Genomic DNA, 20,540 nt, shown 5'->3' on the forward strand with positions numbered 1-20,540 from the left:
GGGGTGGGCGGTGTCCACAAGGCGGGATCGCGACCTGGGAATACCACCGTTGTAAGACCAAAATGTTGTGGTCCATTGACTCGTCGGACACTAGGGGTAGTGTCTAAGGCGTTGCGGCACCCGATGAATACCACTCGTGGCATTCGGGCTGCGAACCCTGACAGACACCGCGGTTATCCACAAGCCGGGCTCACGAGCCGGAACCGATGACCGTCCGAGAAGTACCCCTCGCGCCTCCGCGGCGCCCGTGCCGAAAGAGGTCCACGACTGATGGTCACCGTCTACACCAAGCCCGCCTGCGTCCAGTGCAACGCCACCTACAAGGCCCTCGACAAGCAGGGCGTCGAGTACCGGGTGGTCGACATCTCGGTGGACGACGAGGCGCGGGAGTACGTGATGGCTCTCGGCTACCTGCAGGCCCCCGTCGTGGTGTCCGGCACCGAGCACTGGTCGGGATTCCGGCCGGACCGGATCAAGGCTCTCGTCACCGTCGCGGCCTGACACCTGCCCGACACCGGGGGGCTCCCGGAACACGTGTAATCCGAAAGGGGCAGTCATGGCGGCTCCGCTGCCGGCCACCGAGCCGGTGAGGATCGTCTACTTCTCCAACGTCTCCGAGAACACCAAGCGGTTCGTCGACCGGCTCGGGCTCCCGGCGCTGCGGATCCCCACGCGGAGGACCGATGCCCCGCCGGTCGTGTCGGACCCGTATGTTCTGATCGTCCCGACGTACGGGGGTTGCCTCGAGGTCACCGGGAGGACCGGCGCCTCGGTCCCACGACAGGTCGTGGCGTTCCTGAACAACGCGCACAACAGAAGCCTCTGCCGGGGTGTCATCGCCGCCGGCAACACCAACTTCGGTGCGGACTACGCGGTCTCCGGCGATGTGATCGCACGCAAGCTCGGGGTTCCGTACCTCTACCGGTTCGAACTGATGGGCACACATGAGGACGTCATCCGCGTCCGTGAGGGATTGGAAGAGTTTTGGCAGCACCAACCGTGACCCCCGAAGGCACCATCGCCGGTGAGGCGGGCGAGGGGCAGCGCCTGGATTACCACGCGCTCAACGCCATGCTCAACCTCTACGACGCGGACGGGAGGATCCAGTTCGACAAGGACCGTGAGGCCGCGCGCGAGTACTTCCTCCAGCACGTCAACCAGAACACGGTCTTCTTCCACAACCTGGACGAGAAGCTGGACTACCTGGTCGACAAGAACTACTACGAGCGCGAGGTGCTCGACAAGTACACCCGCAACTACGTGCGCGAGTTGTTCGATCACGCCTACGCCAAGAAGTTCCGCTTCCCGACATTCCTCGGCGCGTTCAAGTACTACACCTCGTACACGCTCAAGACCTTCGACGGGAAGCGCTACCTCGAGCGCTACGAGGACCGCGTCTGCATGGTCGCCCTCACCCTCGCGGACGGCGACGAGACCCTGGCCCGCCGCCTGGTCGACGAGATCATCGACGGTCGGTTCCAGCCGGCCACCCCGACGTTCCTGAACTCGGGCAAGAAGCAGCGCGGTGAGCCCGTCTCCTGTTTCCTCCTGCGTATCGAGGACAACATGGAGTCCATCGGACGCAACATCAACTCCGCACTGCAGCTGTCCAAGCGCGGTGGCGGGGTCGCGCTGCTGCTGTCGAACCTCCGCGAGCACGGCGCCCCGATCAAGCACATCGAGAACCAGTCCTCCGGCGTCATCCCGGTGATGAAGCTGCTCGAGGACTCCTTCTCCTACGCCAACCAGCTCGGCGCCCGCCAGGGAGCCGGCGCGGTGTACCTGCACGCCCACCACCCGGACATCTTCAAGTTCCTCGACACCAAGCGCGAGAACGCCGACGAGAAGATCCGCATCAAGACCCTGTCGCTGGGCGTCGTGATCCCGGACATCACGTTCGAACTGGCCAAGCGCAACGACGACATGTACCTGTTCTCGCCGTACGACGTCGAGCGGATTTACGGCAAGCCCTTCGCGGACGTCGACGTCACCGAGCACTACACCGAGATGGTGGAGGACAGCCGGATCAAGAAGACCAAGATCAACGCACGGCACTTCTTCCAGACCCTCGCTGAGCTGCAGTTCGAGTCCGGGTACCCGTACATCATGTACGAGGACACGGTGAACCGGGCCAACCCGGTCGCAGGCAAGATCACCCATTCGAACCTGTGCTCGGAGATCCTCCAGGTCTCCACCCCGTCGACGTACAACGAGGACCTCACCTACTCGCACGTGGGCAAGGACATCTCGTGCAACCTCGGCTCGCTCAACATCGCCAAGGCCATGGACTCCCCGGATTTCGGAGCGACCATCGAGACGGCGATCCGGGGCCTGACCGCGGTGTCCGACCAGACCCACATCGACTCGGTCCCGTCGATCGAGCGCGGCAACTCAGAGTCGCACGCGATCGGCCTGGGGCAGATGAACCTCCACGGTTACCTCGCGCGCGAGCGGATCCACTACGGATCCGAGGAGGGCGTGGACTTCACGAACATCTACTTCTACACGGTCCTCTACCACGCGATCCGGTCGTCGAACCTCCTCGCCCGGGAGCGGGGGACCTGGTTCGCCGGATTCCCGGAGTCCACGTACGCCTCCGGCGAGTTTTTCGACAAGTACACCGACCGGGCGTGGGAGCCGGCCACCGAGCGGGTGCGCCAGCTGTTCGCCGACGCCGGCGTGGCGGTGCCCACCCAGGACGACTGGCGTGCGCTGAAGGCCGATGTGCAGCAGTACGGCATCTACAACCAGAACCTCCAGGCCGTACCGCCCACGGGATCGATCAGCTACATCAACAACTCGACCTCGTCGATCCACCCCGTGGCCTCCCGGATCGAGATCCGCAAGGAGGGCAAGATCGGCCGCGTCTACTACCCGGCGCCCTACCTGACCAACGACAACCTGGACTACTACCAGGACGCGTACGAGATCGGGTACGAGAAGATCATCGACACCTATGCCGCGGCCACCCAGCACGTGGACCAGGGCCTGTCGCTGACCCTGTTCTTCAAGGACACGGCCACCACCCGGGACGTCAACCGCGCCCAGATCTACGCCTGGCGCAAGGGGATCAAGACCCTGTACTACATCCGCGTGCGACAGCTCGCACTCGAGGGCACCGAGGTCGAAGGGTGCGTCTCGTGCATGCTCTGACGCCGGTGCCGCAGGCCTGCGACCCGAACCGCCCCCGCCACCACGAGGAGATCCGATGACCGCCGAGTTGCACGCTCCGGGATCCCACAGCCCCGCCGCCGGGGTCGCCCCCCGGCTCGTCGACCGGGTGTCGGCGATCAACTGGAACCGCGTCACCGACGAGGTCGACGACCAGGTCTGGGGCCGGCTCACCAGCAATTTCTGGCTGCCGGAGAAGGTCCCGGTGTCCAACGACATCCCGTCGTGGCAGACCCTGACGGACTCGGAGCAGGAGCTCACCACCCGGGTGTTCACCGGACTGACCCTGCTGGACACCCTCCAGGGGACGGTCGGCGCGGTGAGCATGATCCCCGACGCGGCGACCCCGCATGAGGAGGCGGTGCTCACCAACATCGCGTTCATGGAGTCGGTCCACGCCAAGAGCTACTCCACGATCTTCTCGACGCTCTGTTCCACCCCCCAGATCGATGACGCCTTCCGCTGGGCGGAGGAGAACACCTACCTGCAGCGCAAGGCCCACATCACCCTCGGGTACTACTCGGGCGAGGACCCCCTCAAGCGCAAGGTCGCGTCGACCCTCCTCGAGTCGTTCCTCTTCTACTCGGGTTTCTACCTGCCGATGCGCTGGTCGTCGCGCGCCAAGCTCACCAACACCGCGGACATCATCCGGCTCATCATCCGGGACGAGGCGGTGCACGGGTACTACATCGGCTACAAGTACCAGCGCGGTCTGGAGCACATCAGCCAGGCGGAGCGCGACGAGCTGAAGGACTACACCTTCGAGTTGCTCTTCGAGCTGTACGACAACGAAGCGGACTACACCGAGGACCTCTACGACACCGTGGGGTGGACCGAGGACGTCAAGAAGTTCTTGCGTTACAACGCCAACAAGGCGCTGATGAACCTCGGCTACGAGGGGATGTTCCCCAAGGACGAGACCAACGTCGACCCCGCCATCCTCTCGGCGCTCAGCCCGAACGCCGACGAGAACCACGATTTCTTCTCGGGCTCGGGCAGCTCCTATGTCATGGGCAAGGCCGTGGCGACGGAGGACGAGGACTGGGACTTCTGAGGCGGGCGCATCACCGGACGCCTGGTGTCTCGATGCAATAGCTGCGCACCTCAGCGATTCTCGCGGTCCTGGATGTGCTGGCGAAGCGCAGGACATGGCTGAAGTAGAGACGCCGTCCTCCTGCTTCCAGGTGGCCGTCGCACGACGCGACGCGACCGTGGGTGATGACGGAGACGACGTTGACACGCTCAGGGGTGAAGGCGGGACCGACCTCTCCGGCCGCCTCGGGGCCGCGGTAGATGCCGACGCCGAGGAGCGTCCAGGTCATGTCCTCGGCGAGCCACTCGGACACCGATTCCGTGTGTCCCGTGGCCCAGTTCACGGCGAAGTCGCCCACTATGCCCATCCGGGGGGCGTTCCCGCAGTCGGTCGGCAGGCTGATCTCCATCGCCCCTCCTGTCACCTCGTCATCTCGCGCACCGGTAGAGCGACCTCGCAGCGCGGCATCCGGCCCGGTGGCGCCGGCTCGTAGACCTCTCTCGGTGGCCCGGCGGGCGCGAGTCCGAGCTCGACGGCCCGACGGTGCACCGCCTCGAATGCGGTGAGGATGCGTGGGAACTGGACATCTGCGGTGGGCACCCCGGTGAACAACTCCACGTGCTCCTCCTCGACACGGTGCGCGCGGTCCGCGTCCTCGATCGGTACACAGACCTCGACGGGGCCGTCCGACTCCCAGCCGACCTGCCCGTGGTAGATCACGATGACCCGACCGCTCGCACCGCCTCGATCCTCCGCCAGGGACGACAGCCGGGTCGCGTTGTCCCGGATGACTCCGGGAAGATCCCTGGCCGCGGTGTGCCGCGTGGCGGACAGGAACGGGGTCCTGGGCACCACGCGGGTGGTGACGCCGGATGTCGAGACCCCGGGTTGCCCGTCGACGTCCAACGACCCTGACGCGACCGCGTGCTGCAGGTACCGGGCCAGGGACTGTCGTCGGGCGTGCTGTTCGGACTCGTGCTCACGGAAGTGCGCGATCAGCGCCGATTGCTCCTCCGGCGAGCGCTCCATGAGCGTGCGGATCTCGTCCAGTGGCATGTCGATCCGTCGAAGCATGGTGATCAGTCGGGCCGCATCGATCTGAGCCGGGCTGTATCTCCGATAGCCGCTGTGAGGGTCGACGGTGTCAGGCGAGAGCAGCCCCTTGCGGTCGTAGAGCCGCAGCGCCTTGGGTGAGAGCCAGGTCGCCGCCGCGAACTGACCGATGGTCATCAACTCGGCCATGATTCACCCACCGGGCGAGTGTAGTGGCGCCGCTCTCACCTCAGATCGTCTTGTACACAAGCTCCGTCACCCACGTCGAGGGGTCCGGGTGGACACCCGGGTCGGTGAGGAAGTGCTCGGCGTGGCCCGTCCAGGGTGCTCCGCTGCCGTCCCGGCGCTCACCGAGAGGGTGTCCGTGCGCGTCGGTGGCGCGTAGGGCTACTCGGTTGCGCGAGTCCACGGAGTTGGTAGCGCTGTTCTGGGGGGTCGGTTGCGGCCCCTGCTTCTGGGCGGGGCCGCAGCCGCTGGCGTTTACTCCCAGTAGCCGTCGGTGGTGCGAGCCTGGTCTTGGCGCTGTCGGCGCATATCGATCTGGCCGAGGTTGATCGTCCGCGCGTTGTTGGCCAGACGGTTGACGATGGAGTCAGCGGCGACCCGGTCGGGTAGTTCTGCGACCCAGTGGGCCGGTCCTGTCTGCGAGGCGATCATCGTCGGCAGGCGGTGTTCTCGGTTGGCCAGAATGGCGAACAGGTCGGAGGCGGCGTCGCTGTCGATGCCGACGGTGAGAAAGTCGTCGATGATCAGCAGATCGGTGTTCGACAGATCGTTGAGCAGCTTCTGGTGTGCGATCCCGTCGGCGCGGGTGATGACCAATTGCCGTGCGAGCGAGTCCATTCTGGCGTAGGTGACGGCGTGGCCGTTGTGGCAGGCGGCGATGCCGATGGCGCAGGCCAGGTACGTTTTTCCTCCTCCGGTTGGGGAGATGACCAGCAGGTTCGTGGGGTCGGCGGCCCAGTCGTGGGCGGCGTAGCGTTTCATCCGCACCGGGTTGATCCCTCGGCCCTCCCGGTAGTCGAGCTCGGCGACATTCGCCTCCGGGATCGGCAACCCGGCGGCCCGGATGAGTTTGTCGACCTTGTGTGCCCGGCGATCTTCGAGGGCATCATCCACGGCGGTGAGGAACAGTTGCTCGGGGGTCAGCTCGTCGTTGGCTTCGTCGCCGATGAGCTGCTCCAGCCGGGCGGCGACCCTGGTCACGCGCAGGGCGCGGAACTTGTCGTAGTCGATGTCGGTGAACGTCACTGCCCTGCCCCCTGACTGCCGATTTCGTAGTGGGAGGCGTCGCGGACGTAGACCTCGGGTCCGGGTTCTCGGGTCTCGGTGTGTTTGCGGGTTGAGGCTGCGGGCCTGATGGTCCTGGGCGCCTTGGCATCGGAGTCGATCGCGGCCATCAGTCGCTTGAGGGTGGTGTAGGTGGGATAGCCGCCGCGGGCCAGGAGTTCTCCGCAGGCGGCCTCGAGGCGCTGTCGGTTCTTCTTGCCGAGTCCGCCCAGGATGTTCTGGCAGTCCAGATACCCCTGGGCCTCGATCTGGTGGCGGTCCAGGATCTGCTCGATCACCTCCTGGGTGGCCGGACCGAAGCTGCGGGCGCGATCGCTGAACCAGGTCCTGGACCATAGGCCGTCGATGTCGCGGTGCTTGTCTGGCACGTGCTCGGCGAGCGTGGAGTACTGGCCCTTGCGGCCGCTCAGCCGCGGGTGCTCGCAGACGACTTCGTTGCCGTTGAACACCGTGACTCGGCTCGAGGTCAGCCGAACCCGCAGCAGCTGCCCGGCCAGCGAGTACGGCACTGAGTAATGCTGGTAGTCGGCGGTGATGTGGTAGTTGCGGGCGGCCTTGAGCTGCTTCCAGGCCACCTCCTCGAACCGGGCATCCGGCAGGGCTGTGAGCAGGTGCTGCTCCTCGGTTTCGAAGCGCTCCCACCGGGTGGAATCGTCGGCTCGCCTCAGGTCGCGGTTGACCTCGCGCACCCGCTCGTCGATCGCCTCGTTGAGCTCGGACACCGAGAACCACGTCTCGCCCTCGAGATAGCCGATGACGCGTAGGTTCACCACGTTCACCGCGGACTCTGCGGCAGCCTTATCCCTTGGTTTCTTGGCTCTAGCTGGGACGATGGCGCACTGGTAATGGTCGGCCAGCTGCTGGTAGCGGGCGTTGACGACCCGCTCTGCATCGCCCTTGTGTCGTTGGTGCGTCGAGGTGGTCGGATTGTCGGGAACCACCAGCTGGGGCACGCCCCCGAAGAAGGCGAATGCTTGGACGTGGGCGTCCAGCCAGGCCTCGGACTTCATGTCCGGATACGCCCGGCAGAACACCGCGCCCGAGTACGGCAGGACCGCCACGAACAAGTAGGCCTTGACCACTACGCCGTCGGCCCGGTCCACCACGTCGAGGGTGTCCCCGGCCCAGTCCACGTGCATCGCCCGGCCCGGCTCGTGGCGCAGGACCGCGACCAGGTCATTCGTTCGCGCCCACTCGGAGAACAGGGCGCAGTACTGCGCGTATCCGTACTTTTTCTTCCCCGTGCCGGCGGCATCGGCGTACCGACGCCACCCTTGCAGCAAGGTGAAGTGGCGACGGTGCTTGAGCGCTTGGAGTACAGATTCGAATTCCGGCCGCTCGTACTCATCCGAGACCCGCCGTCGCCCGTCGGGGAACCATCCGGCGACCTCCGCATCCGAGACGCCCTCCACTGAGGTGATGCCGTTCATTCCGATCACCTGCTTGGCCCGCGCGACGTCACGGTGCGAGCAGCCCGCCGTCTCCACGACCTCCCGGTAGCTGCGGCCCTGGAGCAACAGCGCCATAATCCTTCGGTAATCCGCCACGGATCCCGCCTCTCATGCCACGAACGACGACACCCCTTGTGCCGTCGCCCTCAGCCGAGCACACACCAACCCGCCGCTACCGGGTATCCAGAATCTTGCTACCGGGTCGATGGATCTGCGCAACCATCAGGCCCTACGCGCCACGTCGGCCCATTCCTGCACCCTCACGTGGGCGGCGGGTATCTCGTCGGGCTCTCCCACGTGGCGACCGACCACGTATTCCCCGGCGGGCAGGCTTCCCGCCACCAGACCGTTCGTTGGCTCGACCGCCTCGGCCACAGGCACGGCGACTGTCAGGTCGACCGGTTCCCCGGGAGCGCCGACGTTCCGGTAGATGTACAGCGGACCACTCCGCGGCGCGATGCCGTGGTCCGCGAGCCACTGGTAGACGAGGGGGATCATCTCGTTCGGACCGCCGGGTGAACCGAACTCGGAGAACCGGGCCGTGACGGCCATGCCGACATAATGGGTCTCCGGGCGGTCCTGCGGTGTGATCTCCAAGCCCATCGGGTGCTCCTCTGATCGGTGTCGTGACGGCGGAGAGCCGCCTGGACCCACTCCACCGCCTCCCCCAGGGGCAAGGTCAAGCGGGGCCCACCGGGCGGGCGATCCGACCGGCTCGACTGCCGTGCCCCGACCACCTGTCCCGGGGCGACGACCGTCGCCGACCACCTGTCCCGGGGCGACGACCGTCCCCGTCTAGCCGTCCGGGGCGATCCCGTTGATGGAACTCCTGATGTCGTCGAGGACCGCTCGTGCGGCCACCGGACCGGAGCCCTCCCACACGGCCCGGTCCACCACGAACATGCGGCGGGCCCCCACCGCGTCGAGGTCCGTCCACCGCTCGGTGGCGAACGCCTCCCGCGCGGACTTCTCGGAGCGGTCACTGCCACCCACCACGGCGAAGATCACGTCCCCGCCCAGTTCGTCACCCACCGGAGGCGACTCCGGGGCGGGCCCGATCCGCTGTCCGTCCCGGGTGCGCTGGGCGGGGGGCCGGCCGGCACCGACGGCCTCGAGCATGAGGCTGCCGAGTGTGTCCGGCCGTTGGACCTCGATCTCGCCCCCGTCGGAGACGGAGACGAGCGAGACCCAGGTGTCTCTCGGGGTGGTCGCGTCCGCGGTGAACCGCGCCCGGTCGATCACATCCAACAGGAGGTCTCCGCCGGCCGTGGGGCGACCGTAGGCGTCGGCGATCGCCTCGGTGCTCTCGGCCCAGTTCAGGCTCCGCGCGTCGTAGACGACGGTCGGCGCGACAGCCGACAACGCCCGTGCCAGATCGGGGTCGGGATCGGGGGAGTCGGCCAGCACGATGAGATCGGGGTTCAGGTCCCGGGCGGCGTTCGCGGCGGCATCCGCGTCGAAGTCGGCGCCCTCGGCCCGCCAGTCGCCGGCGATACCGAGGTCGGGCAGTCCCACCAGGTTCGCGGGGAGGTAGACGTCGGCATCGTGGGGCAGTCCGGAGGTCCCCACGACGAGGTCCTGCAGGCCCAGAGCGCACGCCACGTCCACGGCCCCGCTGCCGAGGGCCAGGATCCGTTCCGGAGAGCGGGGGACCTCCACCGTCGCCTCGGCAGGATCCGTGGACGCGACCTCTCGGACCCCGTTTCCGGGGAACTCGGCCGGCACCGGTGCGGGCGCGCACGATTCCTCCGGCTCGGCCGAGCGTTGGAGCTCCGCACCGGCCATCCGGGAGGGGGTCGTGGTGACGGGGTGCTCGACCATGTCGACGGGGGAGGGCCCGCACCCGGAGAGCGCCAGACCGGCGACGAGGGCCCCCGCGATGCCGACCGAGACCCTCGCGGGGGTGGAAGGGTACCCCCGTCCGCGATGGCGGAGACGGCCCGGCGCGTGATCGGTCATGCAGCAGAGCCTAGGAGATGGGTGCTCAGCGTGGTCAAAGAGGAGGTCGCGGCGGGTCGGAGGGCGATCCCGGGCGTGTCGTCACGAAAGCGGATCACCGCAGATGACCCACCCCGACGAGTTCGGCGGGGTGAGTGGTGGGCGCTCTCAGCGGAGGGTTAGGATTGCCCTCACGCACTATTCCTTTGCGTTCGACGTGGGGTCGGTGGTTCGACCCGCGGCGTCGGGTGAGGCGTTCAGGAGGACCCTTATGACCGCAGTGGCCCCCAAGCCGGTCGACGATCTCGACCATCCGCCGGGCGAACCCACGGGCTCCGCCCGGCCGGGCTCGTTCGTGTGGAAGATGATGACGACGACCGATCACAAGCTGCTCGGCCTGATGTACATCGTCACCTGTTTCGTCTTCTTCTTCATCGGCGGGCTCATGGCCCTGCTCATCCGGGCGGAGCTCTTCGTCCCGGGCATGCAGTTCCTGTCCAACGAGCAGTTCAACCAGCTGTTCACCATGCACGGCACGGTCATGCTGCTGCTGTACGGAACCCCGATCGTGGTCGGGTTCGCGAACTACATCATGCCGCTGCAGATCGGCGCCCCCGACGTCGCCTTCCCGCGACTGAACGCCCTGGGCTACTGGCTGTTCACGGCGGGCGGCATCATCATGCTCTCCGGGTTCATCACCCCGGGCGGTGCGGCCGCGTTCGGCTGGACCATGTACATGCCGCTCGCCGACAAGATCCACTCGCCGGCCGTCGGCGCGGACCTGTGGATCCTCGGCGTGGGCATCGGCGGTATCGGCACCATCCTCGGCGCCGTCAACTTCGTCACCACGATCATCTGCCTCCGCGGGCCGGGCATGACCATGTTCCGTATGCCGATCTTCACCTGGAACATCCTGGTGGCGTCGGTGCTGATCCTCCTGATCTTCCCGCTCCTCACCGCCGCCGCCCTCGGCGTCTTCTACGACCGCCAGTTCGGTGGTCGCATCTACGATCCGGGCAACGGTGGTGCCATCCTGTGGCAGCACCTGTTCTGGTTCTTCGGCCACCCCGAGGTGTACGTTCTCGCCCTCCCGTTCTTCGGCATCGTCTCCGAGGTCTTCCCGGTCTTCTCCCGCAAGCCGCTCTTCGGCTACGCCGGTCTGATCTTCGCGACCCTCGCGATCGCCGCGCTGTCCATGGCGGTGTGGGCGCACCACATGTTCGTCACCGGCGCCGTCCTCCTGCCGTTCTTCTCCTTCATGACGTTCCTCATCGCCGTTCCCACGGGTGTGAAGTTCTTCAACTGGATCGGCACGATGTGGCGCGGGAAGATGACCTTCGAGACGCCGATGGTCTTCGCGCTCGGCTTCATCGTGACCTTCCTCTTCGGTGGTCTGACCGGCATCATGATGGCCGCGGCGCCGATCGACTTCCACATCTCGGACACGTACTTCATCGTCGCGCACTTCCACTACACGCTCTTCGGCACCATCGTGTTCGCGACGTTCGCCGGCGTGTACTTCTGGTTCCCCAAGATGACGGGCCGGATGCTCGACGAGAAGCTGGGCAAGCTGCACTTCTGGCTGATGTTCATCGGCTTCCACACCACGTTCCTCGTGCAGCACTGGCTCGGCAACCAGGGCATGGCCCGTCGCTACGCCGACTACCTGGCGACGGACAACTTCACCGTCCTCAACCAGATCTCGACCATCGGGTCGTTCATCCTCGGCATCGCGATGCTTCCGTTCATCTGGAACGTCATCAAGAGCTGGCGCTACGGCGAGATCGTCACCGTCGACGACCCGTGGGGTGCGGGCAACTCGCTCGAGTGGGCGACCTCGTGCCCGCCGCCGCGTCACAACTTCGTGACCCTGCCCCGGATCCGCTCCGAGCGCCCGGCGTTCGAGCTCCACTACCCGCACATGAGTGAGCGCATGCGCGCAGAGGCCCACGTCGGTGGCCGGGCCGCGGCCCAGGACCCGGCCGCCGTCAAGGACGTCGCCGAGCGCGGCACGTCACCGCAGAAGGGCTGACCCGGCCGCCCGTACTCACCCACGGGCTCCGGTCCCCGCAGAACCCCGTCGGTAGGCTCGCCCTCCGGCGGGGTTCGGCGCGTGTCGCCCCGGACCCTTCACCACCGGCCTCGGTCTGAACCCGCCTCCCGGACACCAGGACCACCCGCCAGATCAAGCACTCGTCAGGAGCACACGTGAGCACCCCCGGCACCCCGGCACTCCTCACCGTCACCGGCCCCGACCGGCCGGGTGTCACCGCGAGGGTCATGTCGGTCCTCGCCTCCCACCACGCCGACCTGGTGGACGTGGAACAGGTCGTCGTCAACGGGCACCTCTCCCTCGGCCTCATGGTCCGGGTGGAGTCGGATGCCGATGTCGTGACCGTGGTCCGCGAGCTCACCGAGCAGATCCACGAACTGGGGATGCAACTCGAGGTCCAGTTCGACGACATCGCGCCTCCCACCCCGCCCTCCACCCACGCGGTGGTGATCCTCGGCAGCCCGGTCACCGCGTCGGCGTTCTCCGCGGTATCGGGGTCACTCGCGTCGATCGGCGCGAACATCGACACGATCCGGGGGATCGCCGACTACCCCGTCACGGGTCTGGAACTGCATGTCTCGACGGCCGGTCGCGACGCCGCGGACGACGCGCGACTGCGCGAAGCGATGGCACCCCTGTCGGACGCGCACGGAGTCGACATCTCGGTGGACGGCGCCGGCCTGGGACGCCGCTCCAAGCGCCTGGTGGTGTTCGACGTGGACTCCACGCTGGTCCAGGGCGAGGTCATCGAGATGCTGGCAGCACACGCGGGCAGGGAGGCCGAGGTCCGTGCGGTCACCGAGCGCGCGATGCGGGGTGAGTTGGACTTCGCCCAGTCGCTCCACGAACGGGTGGCCACGCTCAAGGGGTTGCCGGCCGACGTCCTCGACGAGGTCGCGGCGAATATCGTGCTGACCCCGGGCGCGCGCACGACCATCCGCACCCTCAAGCGACTGGGCATCCGCTGCGGTGTGGTGTCGGGCGGGTTCATCCAGGTGATCGCGGGTCTCGCCGAGGAGCTGGGGCTCGACTTCGCTCGGGCCAACACGCTCGAGATCGAGGACGGGGTGCTCACCGGCCGGGTCGTCGGCGAGGTGGTGGACCGGGAGGCCAAGGCCGAGTACCTGCGCCAGTTCGCCGAGGAGCTCGGCATCTCGCTGAGCCAGACCGTCGCCGTGGGGGACGGGGCGAACGACATCGACATGCTCTCCGCCGCGGGGCTGGGGATCGCGTTCTGCGCCAAGCCCGCTCTGCGTGAAGTGGCCGACGCGTCTCTGTCCAAGCCGTTCCTCGACACGGTCCTGTTCGTCCTCGGCATCACGCGCGATGAGATCGAGGCGGCCGACACCGCCGCCGGAACCTATCGCCGCGTTCCGCTCGAGTGACCGACGGAGCACAGGCTGACGGACCGCGTCCCGAGGAGCCCCTGACCGACGGTCCGCATCCCGACGCGCCACCGGCGGGAGCGCCCGCGACCGGAGCCGCGCTCGACTGGTGCCACTCGCGGCTCCGCGCGGGGTCGGCGGGGGCCGAGGATCCCGACGACCGCGACACCGTTCGGTCGATGCCGATCGTGCTGCACCTGCCCAAGGCGGACCCGCCGGGTCGGACCCCGTTGCTCGAGGCGGTCGCGGCCGCCGTCGCCGCGCTGTGCCTGGACGAGCGCGTGGCCCCCGGCGGACCGTGGCACGAGGACTACGCGGCGTGGCTGGATGCCAGGATGCGCAAGATCGCGCGGCGTGCGCGAGGCGCGCAGTGGCGCACCGCTCTCGAGGTCGAGGGGGTGACCCGCGAGGTGGACGGGTGCGCGGCCAGGGCGTTCGTCCCCGGCCCGGTCGACGACGTGGACCCGCGCCTCGGCCGTCTGCAGATCGGGGGCACCGACCTCGAGCGGGATGATCCGGGCCCCCCGCCGCCGCGTGTGCCGGTCGTGTGGGTGGACAGGACGCTGGAGATGTCCGTGGGTAAAGCCGCCGCCCAGGTCGGCCACGGGGTGATGGTGCTGATGGCGGAGATGGACCGCGACCGGCTCGAGCGGTGGATCGACGACGGGTTCCGCGTGGCGGTTCGGGAGGCGGATCCCGACCGGTGGCGAGAGCTCTCGGCGGCCGTGTCCGCTCGTGCCCCGGGGGTGGCCGCTGTCGTCGACGCAGGGTTCACGGAGGTCGCGCCGGGCTCGCTGACGGTCATCGCCGTCGACCAGGGCTGACGCCCGACGCCGGGCGGCGACTGACACCCGCAGGCGCCGATGGCACACACCCCCAGCCGCTCCCTGCCATGCACGGTGGCGTGCGCAGCGGGGCAGGCGAGAGTTCATCGCCGCAGGCGGCTGCGGCTGGGGGAGCAGGCGCTGGAGCGGATGCACGCGGGCGGTTGCGGCTGGGGGAGCAGGCGCTGGCGCGGATGCGCGGGGGCGGCTGCGGCTGGGGGAGCAGCGCGGCGGTCTCAGCCGTCGCGCAGCCGCTCGAGGGCGCCGATCACCACGTCCCGGTCGGTGGTCTGCCAGAACGGGGGCAGGGAGGCCCGGAGATAGCCGCCGTAGCGGGCGGTCGCCAACCGGGAGTCGAGGACCGCGACGACGCCCCGGTCGTCGGTGCGCCGGAGGAGCCGCCCCACGCCCTGGGCGAGGAGCAGTGCGGCGTGGTTGCCGGCGACCGCGAGGAAACCGTTTCCGCCGCGGGCCCCGACCGCGCGCTGGCGCGCCGAGAGCAGGGGGTCGTCCGGCCGGGGGAACGGGATGCGGTCGATCACCACCAGGGACAGAGACCGACCGGGGACGTCGACGCCCTGCCACAGCGAGAGCGTGCCCACCAGTGTGGTCTCCTCGTCCGCCGCGAACTGCGCCACCAGGTTGGCGGTCGAGTCCTCTCCCTGGCACAGCACCGGGGTGTCGAGACGTTCGCGCAGCAGCTCCGCCGCCGCCCTGGCGCCGCGCATCGAGGAGAAGAGCCCGAGGGTGCGTCCGCCGGCGGCGGTGACGAGGTCCGCCAGCTCGTCCTCCGCCTCGGGGGAGGCACCCTCCCTGCCGGGCGCCGGCAGGTGCGAGGCCACGTAGAGGATGCCGTTGCGTCGGTAGTCGAAGGGCGACCCGGCGTCCAGCCCGGTCCAGCGGAGGCTGCCTGCGTCGTCGTCGGACGGGGGCTCCAGGGCGACGGCCGTCGCGGGGTCAGGCCTGGAGGACGAGGCCGGCGGAAGGCCCCAGGTGGCTGCCAACCCGTCGAACTTCCCGCCGGTGGTGAGGGTGGCGGAGGTGAGGATCACCGTCGACTCGGCGAACAGCCGCGCCCGCAGCAGGCCGGCCACGGAGAGCGGGGCCACGCGCAGGATCCGGCCGCGGCGGTCCTCCTCGCTCATCCACACGATCTCCAGGCGCTCGGTCACCGGGCGCTCGAACGAGGAGAGCATGCGGTCGGCCGCGTCGGCGACCTCGTCCAGCGCCGCGAGGGTCTTCTGCCGGTCGGAGGCGCCCTGCGGATCGTTCGCGACCTCGCCGGGCTTGGGCCCGGGCACCGCGCTCCGGCAGTTCTCTGCCGTGTGCCGGACCGCCGCCAGCGCGAGGTCGGCGCCCTCGGGGAGGAGGTCCCACCGCCCCTCGGGGCACAGGTCGAGCAGACTCGCCAGTCCCTCGCCGGCCGCCACCATGCGGTCGGCGGCCTGCTGATCGACGAGCTTGGCCGCTCGCCGCGCCGCCTGGATGACGGCGGCACCGGTGAGTTCTGCCGTCGTCACCCCGGTCACGCGGTCGGAGAGTTCGTGGGCCTCGTCGATCACGACCGCGTCGTGCTCGGGCAGGACGGAGACGTCGGTCATGGCGTCGATCGCGAGCAGTGCGTGGTTGGTCACCACCACGTCCGCTCGTCCGGCCTCCTGGCGGGCCAGTTCGGCAAAGCACTCGGAGAACTCGGGGCACAGTTGGCCCAGGCACTCGCGGCTGGTCACCGAGACCTGTCGCCACGCGGCGTCAGACACTCCGCGGGGGAGGTCGTCGCGGTCTCCGGTCTCGGTGTCCTGCGCCCAGTCGTGCAGTCGGGCGATCTCCTGGCCGAGTCGCGACCCGGGCCCCGCGTCGCGCGGGGAGGACTCGCGGGGGGTGCGGGCGGCCGTGGACTCGCCCCCGAGGGGAAGGTCGAACAACTCCTCGGACACCACCTCCTCGGGATCGGCCTCGTCGACCGGGCCGGACGAGACGCGGTGGAGGCACAGGTAGTTCCCGCGGCCCTTGAGGATCGCGTGTGAGGGCGTGACCCCGAGTTCCGGTCTGAGAGCGGCGGCAAGGCGGGGGAGGTCCCGGTCCACCAGTTGGTTCTGAAGGGCGATCGTGGCGGTGGACACCACCACCGTGCCCCCGGTGGACACGGCGTGTCGCAGCGACGGCACGAGATAGGCCAGCGACTTGCCGGTACCCGTACCGGCCTGGACGGCCAGATGTTCGCCGGTGGCCAGGGCGTTGCCCACCGCCTCGGCCATGCGGACCTGTCCCGGCCGCTCGCTGCCGCCCAGGCTCTCGACCGCGGTGGCGAGCAGCTCGGAGACAGGGGGAAGCGAGTCGGTCACCCGGTCACCCTAGCGGCCCGGTGCGACGCCGGACACGGGGCCGGGCACCGGTGGATCAGCGTCACGGACCCGGCGGCACCACACGCACGGGGACCGCCGGCTCGCCCTCGCTCAACGCCAGGCCCTCCCACGGCAGCGTCACCATCGCTGCCTGGTGGAACGTCCGCGACTCCTCCAGGGACGGCAGGTCGGGGACGGGGGCGCCCTCGCGCATCAGGGGGACAATCAGATCCCTCTGCTCCAGTCCCGGTTCAGCGGTCACGGACCCCGCCCACGGTAGGAGCACCTCCTCGACCGCGGTGCCGGATCGTCGGTGGAGTCGGACGGCCCGCTTGGCGCCCGGCAGGGACTCCTTGTGGGTCGAGCGCTTGGCCACGGGGATGCCGTCCACCTCGACGAGCTTGTAGACCATCCCCGCGGTGGGGGCGCCCGAGCCGGTCACCAACCGGGTGCCCACCCCGTAGGCGTCGACGGGCTCGGCCCGCAGCGCCGCGATCGCGTACTCGTCCAGGTCCCCGGAGACCACGATGCGGGTCCCGTGGGCGCCCAGGGAGTCCAGTTGCACACGCACCTGCCGGGCCAGCATCCCGAGATCGCCCGAGTCGATGCGGACCCCGCCCAGCCCGGGCCCGGCCACCTCGATCGCCGTGGCCACGCCGCGGGTGATGTCGTACGTGTCCACCAGCAGGGTTGTGCTCACACCGAGGGTGGCGACCTGAGAGCGGAAGGCGGACGCTTCGTCCGGGCCGTCCGGACCGGTGTGCAGCAGAGTGAACGCGTGGGCCGACGTGCCGGCGGAGGGGACCCCGTGCCGCCGGGTGGCCTCGACGTTCGAGGTGGAGGCGAACCCCGTGAGGTAGGAGGCGCGGGCCGCGGCCACTGCGGCCTCCTCGTGCGTGCGGCGTGAGCCCATCTCGATGATCGGGCGCCCGTCCGCCGCGGAGGTCATCCGCGCGGCGGCGGAGGCGATCGCGCTGTCGTGGTTGAGCACGGACAGCACCAGCGTCTCCAGCAGCACGCACTCGGCGAACCCGCCCCGGACGGTCAACACCGGGGATCCGGGGAAGAAGAGCTCCCCCTCGGGATACCCGTCCATCCGTCCGGTGAAACGGAAGTCCCGCAACCACCCGAGGGTCCGCTCGTCGAGCGAGTCGGCCACCGTCGCGAGCTCCTGTTCCCCGAAGCGGAAGTCCCGGAGTCGCTCCAGGAGCCGTCCGGTGCCGCCGACGACGCCGTACCGGCGACCGGCCGGCAGTCGCCGGGCGAACACCTCGAACACGCAGGGACGGTCGGCGGTGCCGTCGGCCAGCGCGGCGCTGATCATCGTGAGCTCGTACTTGTCCGTCAGCAGCGCGGTGGACGGACGGTCCGGCGGGTGAGGGGCGCGCGTCGGCGCGGTCGAGGTCACCCGGCCGACTCTACGGCGTGGCCGACCCGGCGGTAATCCGTATCCTTGGCCGTATGCACACCGTCACCGCACAGACCGCGGACGACCGGAGCGTCGTCCCCGTGATGGCGATGCCGTCGGCCGCGCCCGTGGAGGACACGGAGACCGAGCTCGACGCCGGGGTGGACAGTCCCTGGCTCACGGTCGTGTGGGACGACCCGGTCAACCTCATGAGCTACGTGACCTTCGTCTTCCAGCGGGTCTTCGGCTACAGCCGGGAAAAGGCACACGAGCTCATGCTCAAGGTCCACAACGACGGTCGCGCCGTGGTCTCCTCCGGCAGTCGCGACAAGGTGGAGAACGACGTGCGCAAGCTGCAGGAGGCCGGACTGTGGGCCACGATGCAGCGGGAGGCCTGAACCGGTGAAGGCCTGGCAGCGCAAGACCTCCCTCACCGGCCCGCGGGTCAAGGCGGTCATGGAGAGCCACGAGGTGCAGATCCTCCACGCCCTGGTGTCCAACATCGTCGACATGTTGGAGCAGCGGCGCGACTCCGCACCGCGGGACGAGCTGGCCGAGATCACCGGCATGCGCAGCGGACACTCCGAGCTCCCCGCCGAGGCCCCACTCGCCCGCCTGCTGCCGGATTTCCACCGTCCCGAGCCGGGGAGCGCCTCCGACGCGGACGCCGCGGCGGTGGCCCGCGCCCACAACTCGGGGATGCGCATGCTCCACGAACCGGAGATCATCGACGCCAAGCTCGCGGCGGCCTCGACGGTCCTGAGGTCGCTCCCGGCACGCGGGGGGACGGTCTCGCTCAGCCCCGAGCAGGCGCAGGCCTGGATGGGCTGTCTCAACGACGTGCGGCTCGGCCTGGGCGCGTTGCTGCTCGAGGCGGGGGCGGTGGACGGGGTCCCGGCCACGGACATCCCCGAGTACGTCGAGGAGGACGACCCGAGGTCGGCGCACCTGGACGTCTACCACTGGTTGACCTTCATGCAGGACTCCCTGTGTTCGGTTCTGACGGGGAAGTGAGGAGAGCACGGTGAATCCAGATCCACGCACGTTCCGGTCGGGGGGCGTCCAGGCCGCCCGGCCCGTCCCCCAGGGACCGCGCCGCTGGCCGGCGCTGATCCTGCTCTTCGCCTTTGTCGCGCTGATGTGGGTGGTCGAGGCGGCCGACCAGGTCATCCGGGCCGCTATCGGGCCACCCCAGACCCTCGACAACTACGGTGTCCGCCCCCTGAGCACCGACGGGTTGCCCGGAATCATCTTCCAACCCTTCCTCCACGGGGACTGGGCTCACCTCATCGGCAACTCGATCGCCCTGCTCGTGCTGGGCTCGATCATCGCGATGTCCGGGATCCGGCCCCTGATCAGCGTCACGCTCATCTCGTGGCTGGCCTCGGGTGTGGTGTCGTGGATCCTGGGCGGGGCAGGGACCGTCCACATCGGGGCGTCGGGGATCGTGTTCGGCTACATCTTCTACGTGATCGTCCGGGGACTGTTCTCCCGACGGATCCTGCATCTGCTGGTCGGGCTCGTCATCGGCTTCTATTACGGGCTCGAGGCGCTCGCCGGTCTGTCCCCGATGCTGGACGGCGTGTCCTGGCAGGGGCACCTCGGCGGAGCCATCGGCGGCGTGCTCTCGGCGTACGGGCTCAAGCGTGACCGCAGGCCACAGGCCGTCACCGCCGGACAGCCGGGGTGGAACTCCGGTCCGCGCAGGTGACGTCCCCGGACCCGCTGGCCCCGATCGGGGTCTTCGACTCCGGCGCGGGCGGACTCACCGTGGCCCGGGCGATCATGGACCAACTCCCCGACGAATCGCTGATCTACGTCGGGGACACCGCCAACGGGCCATACGGACCGCTGCCGCTGGCGCGGGTCCGCGAGCACGCCCTGGCGGTCGCGGACTCCCTCGTCGACCGGGGGGTCAAGGCTCTGGTGATCGCGTGCAACACCGCCTCGGCGGCGATGCTGCGGGACGCCCGTGAGCGCTACCCGGTTCCGGTGGTCGAGGTGATCCAGCCGGCGGCCAGGCGGGCGGTGGCCACCACGCGGTCGGGTCGCATCGGGGTGATCGCCACGCGCGCCACGGTCGCCTCCCTGGCCTACGACGACGCGGTGGCCGCCGCGACCGGCGTCGAGCTGACCTCGGTGGCGTGCCCGAAATTCGTCGAGTTCGTCGAGCGTGGCATCACCAGTGGTCGGCAGGTGCTGGGCCTGGCGGAGGCGTACCTCGCCCCGATCAGGGATGCCGACGTGGACACCCTGGTCCTGGGGTGCACCCATTACCCGCTGTTGTCCGGGGTGGTCCAGCTCGCGGTGGGCGATCACGTCACGTTGGTCTCCAGCGCCGAGGAGACCGCCAAGGACGTGGTGCGCGTCCTCACCTCCCAGGACCTCCTGCGACCCCACGACGCGCAGACCCCGGCCCTGCGGGAGTTCCTCGTGACCGGTGACCCGGACGGTTTCCGTCGGGTGGCGTCCCGGTTTCTCGGCCCCGACCTGGTGGCCGTCGGCCGCGCGGCCGCGGTGTGAATCCTCCCCACCGACGGACGCGGGACCGCCCTCGGGAGCACACCCCGGGCGGCGGCGGGCCGACCG

The 20,540-nt window shown here is 69.0% G+C and carries 19 protein-coding genes; 11 read left to right on the forward strand and 8 right to left on the reverse strand.

Annotation, left to right across the window (positions count from 1 at the left end; translation table 11 throughout):
- Nucleotides 1-270: 270 nt before the first annotated feature.
- The 4 genes from nrdH (at nt 271) to nrdF (ending at nt 4,225) form a co-directional block, all read left to right on the forward strand.
- Nucleotides 271-501: a glutaredoxin-like protein NrdH gene (nrdH, locus tag CT688_RS04930; protein WP_107755990.1), complete on the forward strand. Its 231-nt coding sequence runs from the start codon at nt 271-273 to the stop codon at nt 499-501.
- Nucleotides 502-556: 55 nt separating this feature from the next.
- Entirely contained in the window at nt 557-1,003 is a 447-nt protein-coding gene (nrdI, locus tag CT688_RS04935) for a class Ib ribonucleoside-diphosphate reductase assembly flavoprotein NrdI (RefSeq protein WP_107755991.1), read from the forward strand.
- Nucleotides 1,004-1,071: 68 nt separating this feature from the next.
- Complete coding sequence (nrdE, locus tag CT688_RS04940) at nt 1,072-3,153, forward strand: class 1b ribonucleoside-diphosphate reductase subunit alpha (RefSeq protein WP_231750581.1); 2,082 nt, start codon at nt 1,072-1,074, stop codon at nt 3,151-3,153.
- A 55-nt stretch (nt 3,154-3,208) separates the two neighbouring features.
- Complete coding sequence (gene nrdF, locus CT688_RS04945) at nt 3,209-4,225, forward strand: class 1b ribonucleoside-diphosphate reductase subunit beta (RefSeq protein ID WP_107755992.1); 1,017 nt, start codon at nt 3,209-3,211, stop codon at nt 4,223-4,225.
- A gap of 10 nt (nt 4,226-4,235) precedes the next feature.
- Here nrdF and CT688_RS04950 read toward each other — a convergent pair whose 3' ends face one another.
- The 6 genes from CT688_RS04950 to CT688_RS04980 form a co-directional block, all read right to left on the reverse strand.
- Nucleotides 4,236-4,613: a nuclear transport factor 2 family protein gene (locus CT688_RS04950; protein WP_107755993.1), complete on the reverse strand. Its 378-nt coding sequence runs from the start codon at nt 4,611-4,613 to the stop codon at nt 4,236-4,238.
- Nucleotides 4,614-4,624: 11 nt separating this feature from the next.
- The gene (locus CT688_RS04955; RefSeq protein ID WP_107755994.1) at nt 4,625-5,446 is read right to left on the reverse strand and encodes a MerR family transcriptional regulator; all 822 of its coding nucleotides are present in this window, start codon (nt 5,444-5,446) and stop codon (nt 4,625-4,627) included.
- Between the two features lie 291 nt (nt 5,447-5,737).
- Nucleotides 5,738-6,508, reverse strand: coding sequence for an ATP-binding protein (locus CT688_RS04965; protein ID WP_107755567.1), 771 nt, complete (start codon nt 6,506-6,508; stop codon nt 5,738-5,740).
- On the reverse strand, nt 6,505-8,073 hold the full coding sequence (gene istA, locus CT688_RS04970) for an IS21 family transposase (RefSeq protein WP_231750298.1): 1,569 nt from the start codon (nt 8,071-8,073) through the stop codon (nt 6,505-6,507). The genes CT688_RS04965 and istA overlap by 4 nt, the downstream gene beginning before the upstream one ends.
- Before the next feature lie 147 nt (nt 8,074-8,220).
- Entirely contained in the window at nt 8,221-8,601 is a 381-nt protein-coding gene (locus CT688_RS04975; RefSeq protein WP_107755995.1) for a GyrI-like domain-containing protein, read from the reverse strand.
- Between the two features lie 192 nt (nt 8,602-8,793).
- Nucleotides 8,794-9,957, reverse strand: a complete 1,164-nt coding sequence (locus CT688_RS04980) for an ABC transporter substrate-binding protein (RefSeq protein WP_231750501.1) — start codon at nt 9,955-9,957, stop codon at nt 8,794-8,796.
- A 250-nt stretch (nt 9,958-10,207) separates the two neighbouring features.
- Here CT688_RS04980 and ctaD point away from each other — a divergent pair, with 250 nt between their 5' ends.
- From ctaD to CT688_RS04995, 3 genes are all read left to right on the forward strand, one after another.
- Complete coding sequence (ctaD, locus tag CT688_RS04985) at nt 10,208-11,968, forward strand: cytochrome c oxidase subunit I (protein ID WP_107755996.1); 1,761 nt, start codon at nt 10,208-10,210, stop codon at nt 11,966-11,968.
- A 176-nt stretch (nt 11,969-12,144) separates the two neighbouring features.
- The gene (serB, locus tag CT688_RS04990; RefSeq protein WP_107755997.1) at nt 12,145-13,374 is read left to right on the forward strand and encodes a phosphoserine phosphatase SerB; all 1,230 of its coding nucleotides are present in this window, start codon (nt 12,145-12,147) and stop codon (nt 13,372-13,374) included.
- On the forward strand, nt 13,371-14,198 hold the full coding sequence (locus tag CT688_RS04995; RefSeq protein WP_107755998.1) for an aminoacyl-tRNA hydrolase: 828 nt from the start codon (nt 13,371-13,373) through the stop codon (nt 14,196-14,198). Before serB ends, CT688_RS04995 begins: the two co-directional genes overlap by 4 nt.
- A gap of 236 nt (nt 14,199-14,434) precedes the next feature.
- Here CT688_RS04995 and CT688_RS05000 read toward each other — a convergent pair whose 3' ends face one another.
- Together CT688_RS05000 and CT688_RS05005 are read right to left on the reverse strand one after the other, a co-directional pair.
- Nucleotides 14,435-16,543: an ATP-dependent DNA helicase gene (locus CT688_RS05000; RefSeq protein WP_107755999.1), complete on the reverse strand. Its 2,109-nt coding sequence runs from the start codon at nt 16,541-16,543 to the stop codon at nt 14,435-14,437.
- Between the two features lie 61 nt (nt 16,544-16,604).
- Nucleotides 16,605-17,951 carry a nicotinate phosphoribosyltransferase gene (locus CT688_RS05005; RefSeq protein WP_107756000.1) on the reverse strand — a complete coding sequence of 449 codons (1,347 nt, stop codon included), beginning with the start codon at nt 17,949-17,951 and terminating at the stop codon, nt 16,605-16,607.
- 104 nt (nt 17,952-18,055) lie between these two features.
- Between CT688_RS05005 and clpS the strand changes: the two genes are divergently transcribed.
- Genes clpS through murI form a run of 4 tightly spaced genes read left to right on the forward strand, consistent with a single transcriptional unit; the run spans nt 18,056 to nt 20,474 of the window.
- Entirely contained in the window at nt 18,056-18,349 is a 294-nt protein-coding gene (gene clpS / locus CT688_RS05010) for an ATP-dependent Clp protease adapter ClpS (RefSeq protein WP_370446352.1), read from the forward strand.
- A 4-nt stretch (nt 18,350-18,353) separates the two neighbouring features.
- Nucleotides 18,354-18,965 (forward strand): DUF2017 domain-containing protein, encoded by a 612-nt coding sequence (locus CT688_RS05015; protein ID WP_107756002.1) that lies wholly within the window; start codon nt 18,354-18,356, stop codon nt 18,963-18,965.
- Nucleotides 18,966-18,975: 10 nt separating this feature from the next.
- Nucleotides 18,976-19,662, forward strand: coding sequence for a rhomboid family intramembrane serine protease (locus CT688_RS05020; protein ID WP_107756003.1), 687 nt, complete (start codon nt 18,976-18,978; stop codon nt 19,660-19,662).
- The gene (gene murI / locus CT688_RS05025) at nt 19,638-20,474 is read left to right on the forward strand and encodes a glutamate racemase (RefSeq protein WP_231750502.1); all 837 of its coding nucleotides are present in this window, start codon (nt 19,638-19,640) and stop codon (nt 20,472-20,474) included. The genes CT688_RS05020 and murI overlap by 25 nt, the downstream gene beginning before the upstream one ends.
- The last annotated feature ends 66 nt before the right edge of the window (nt 20,475-20,540 follow it).

The sequence above is a fragment of the Dietzia sp. JS16-p6b genome, assembly GCF_003052165.1.
GTDB lineage: Bacteria > Actinomycetota > Actinomycetes > Mycobacteriales > Mycobacteriaceae > Dietzia.

Excerpts from the sequence above, each read along its gene's own strand:
- nrdH (WP_107755990.1), top strand. The coding sequence starts at position 271 with ATGGTCACCGTCTACACCAAGCCCGCCTGCGTCCAGTGCAACGCCACC.
- nrdI (WP_107755991.1), top strand. The coding sequence starts at position 557 with ATGGCGGCTCCGCTGCCGGCCACCGAGCCGGTGAGGATCGTCTACTTC.
- nrdE (WP_231750581.1), top strand. The coding sequence starts at position 1,072 with ATGCTCAACCTCTACGACGCGGACGGGAGGATCCAGTTCGACAAGGAC.
- nrdF (WP_107755992.1), top strand. The coding sequence starts at position 3,209 with ATGACCGCCGAGTTGCACGCTCCGGGATCCCACAGCCCCGCCGCCGGG.
- CT688_RS04950 (WP_107755993.1), bottom strand. The coding sequence starts at position 4,613 with ATGGAGATCAGCCTGCCGACCGACTGCGGGAACGCCCCCCGGATGGGC.
- CT688_RS04955 (WP_107755994.1), bottom strand. The coding sequence starts at position 5,446 with ATGGCCGAGTTGATGACCATCGGTCAGTTCGCGGCGGCGACCTGGCTC.
- istA (WP_231750298.1), bottom strand. The coding sequence starts at position 8,073 with ATGGCGCTGTTGCTCCAGGGCCGCAGCTACCGGGAGGTCGTGGAGACG.
- CT688_RS04975 (WP_107755995.1), bottom strand. The coding sequence starts at position 8,601 with ATGGGCTTGGAGATCACACCGCAGGACCGCCCGGAGACCCATTATGTC.
- CT688_RS04980 (WP_231750501.1), bottom strand. The coding sequence starts at position 9,957 with ATGACCGATCACGCGCCGGGCCGTCTCCGCCATCGCGGACGGGGGTAC.
- ctaD (WP_107755996.1), top strand. The coding sequence starts at position 10,208 with ATGACCGCAGTGGCCCCCAAGCCGGTCGACGATCTCGACCATCCGCCG.
- clpS (WP_370446352.1), top strand. The coding sequence starts at position 18,056 with ATGGCGATGCCGTCGGCCGCGCCCGTGGAGGACACGGAGACCGAGCTC.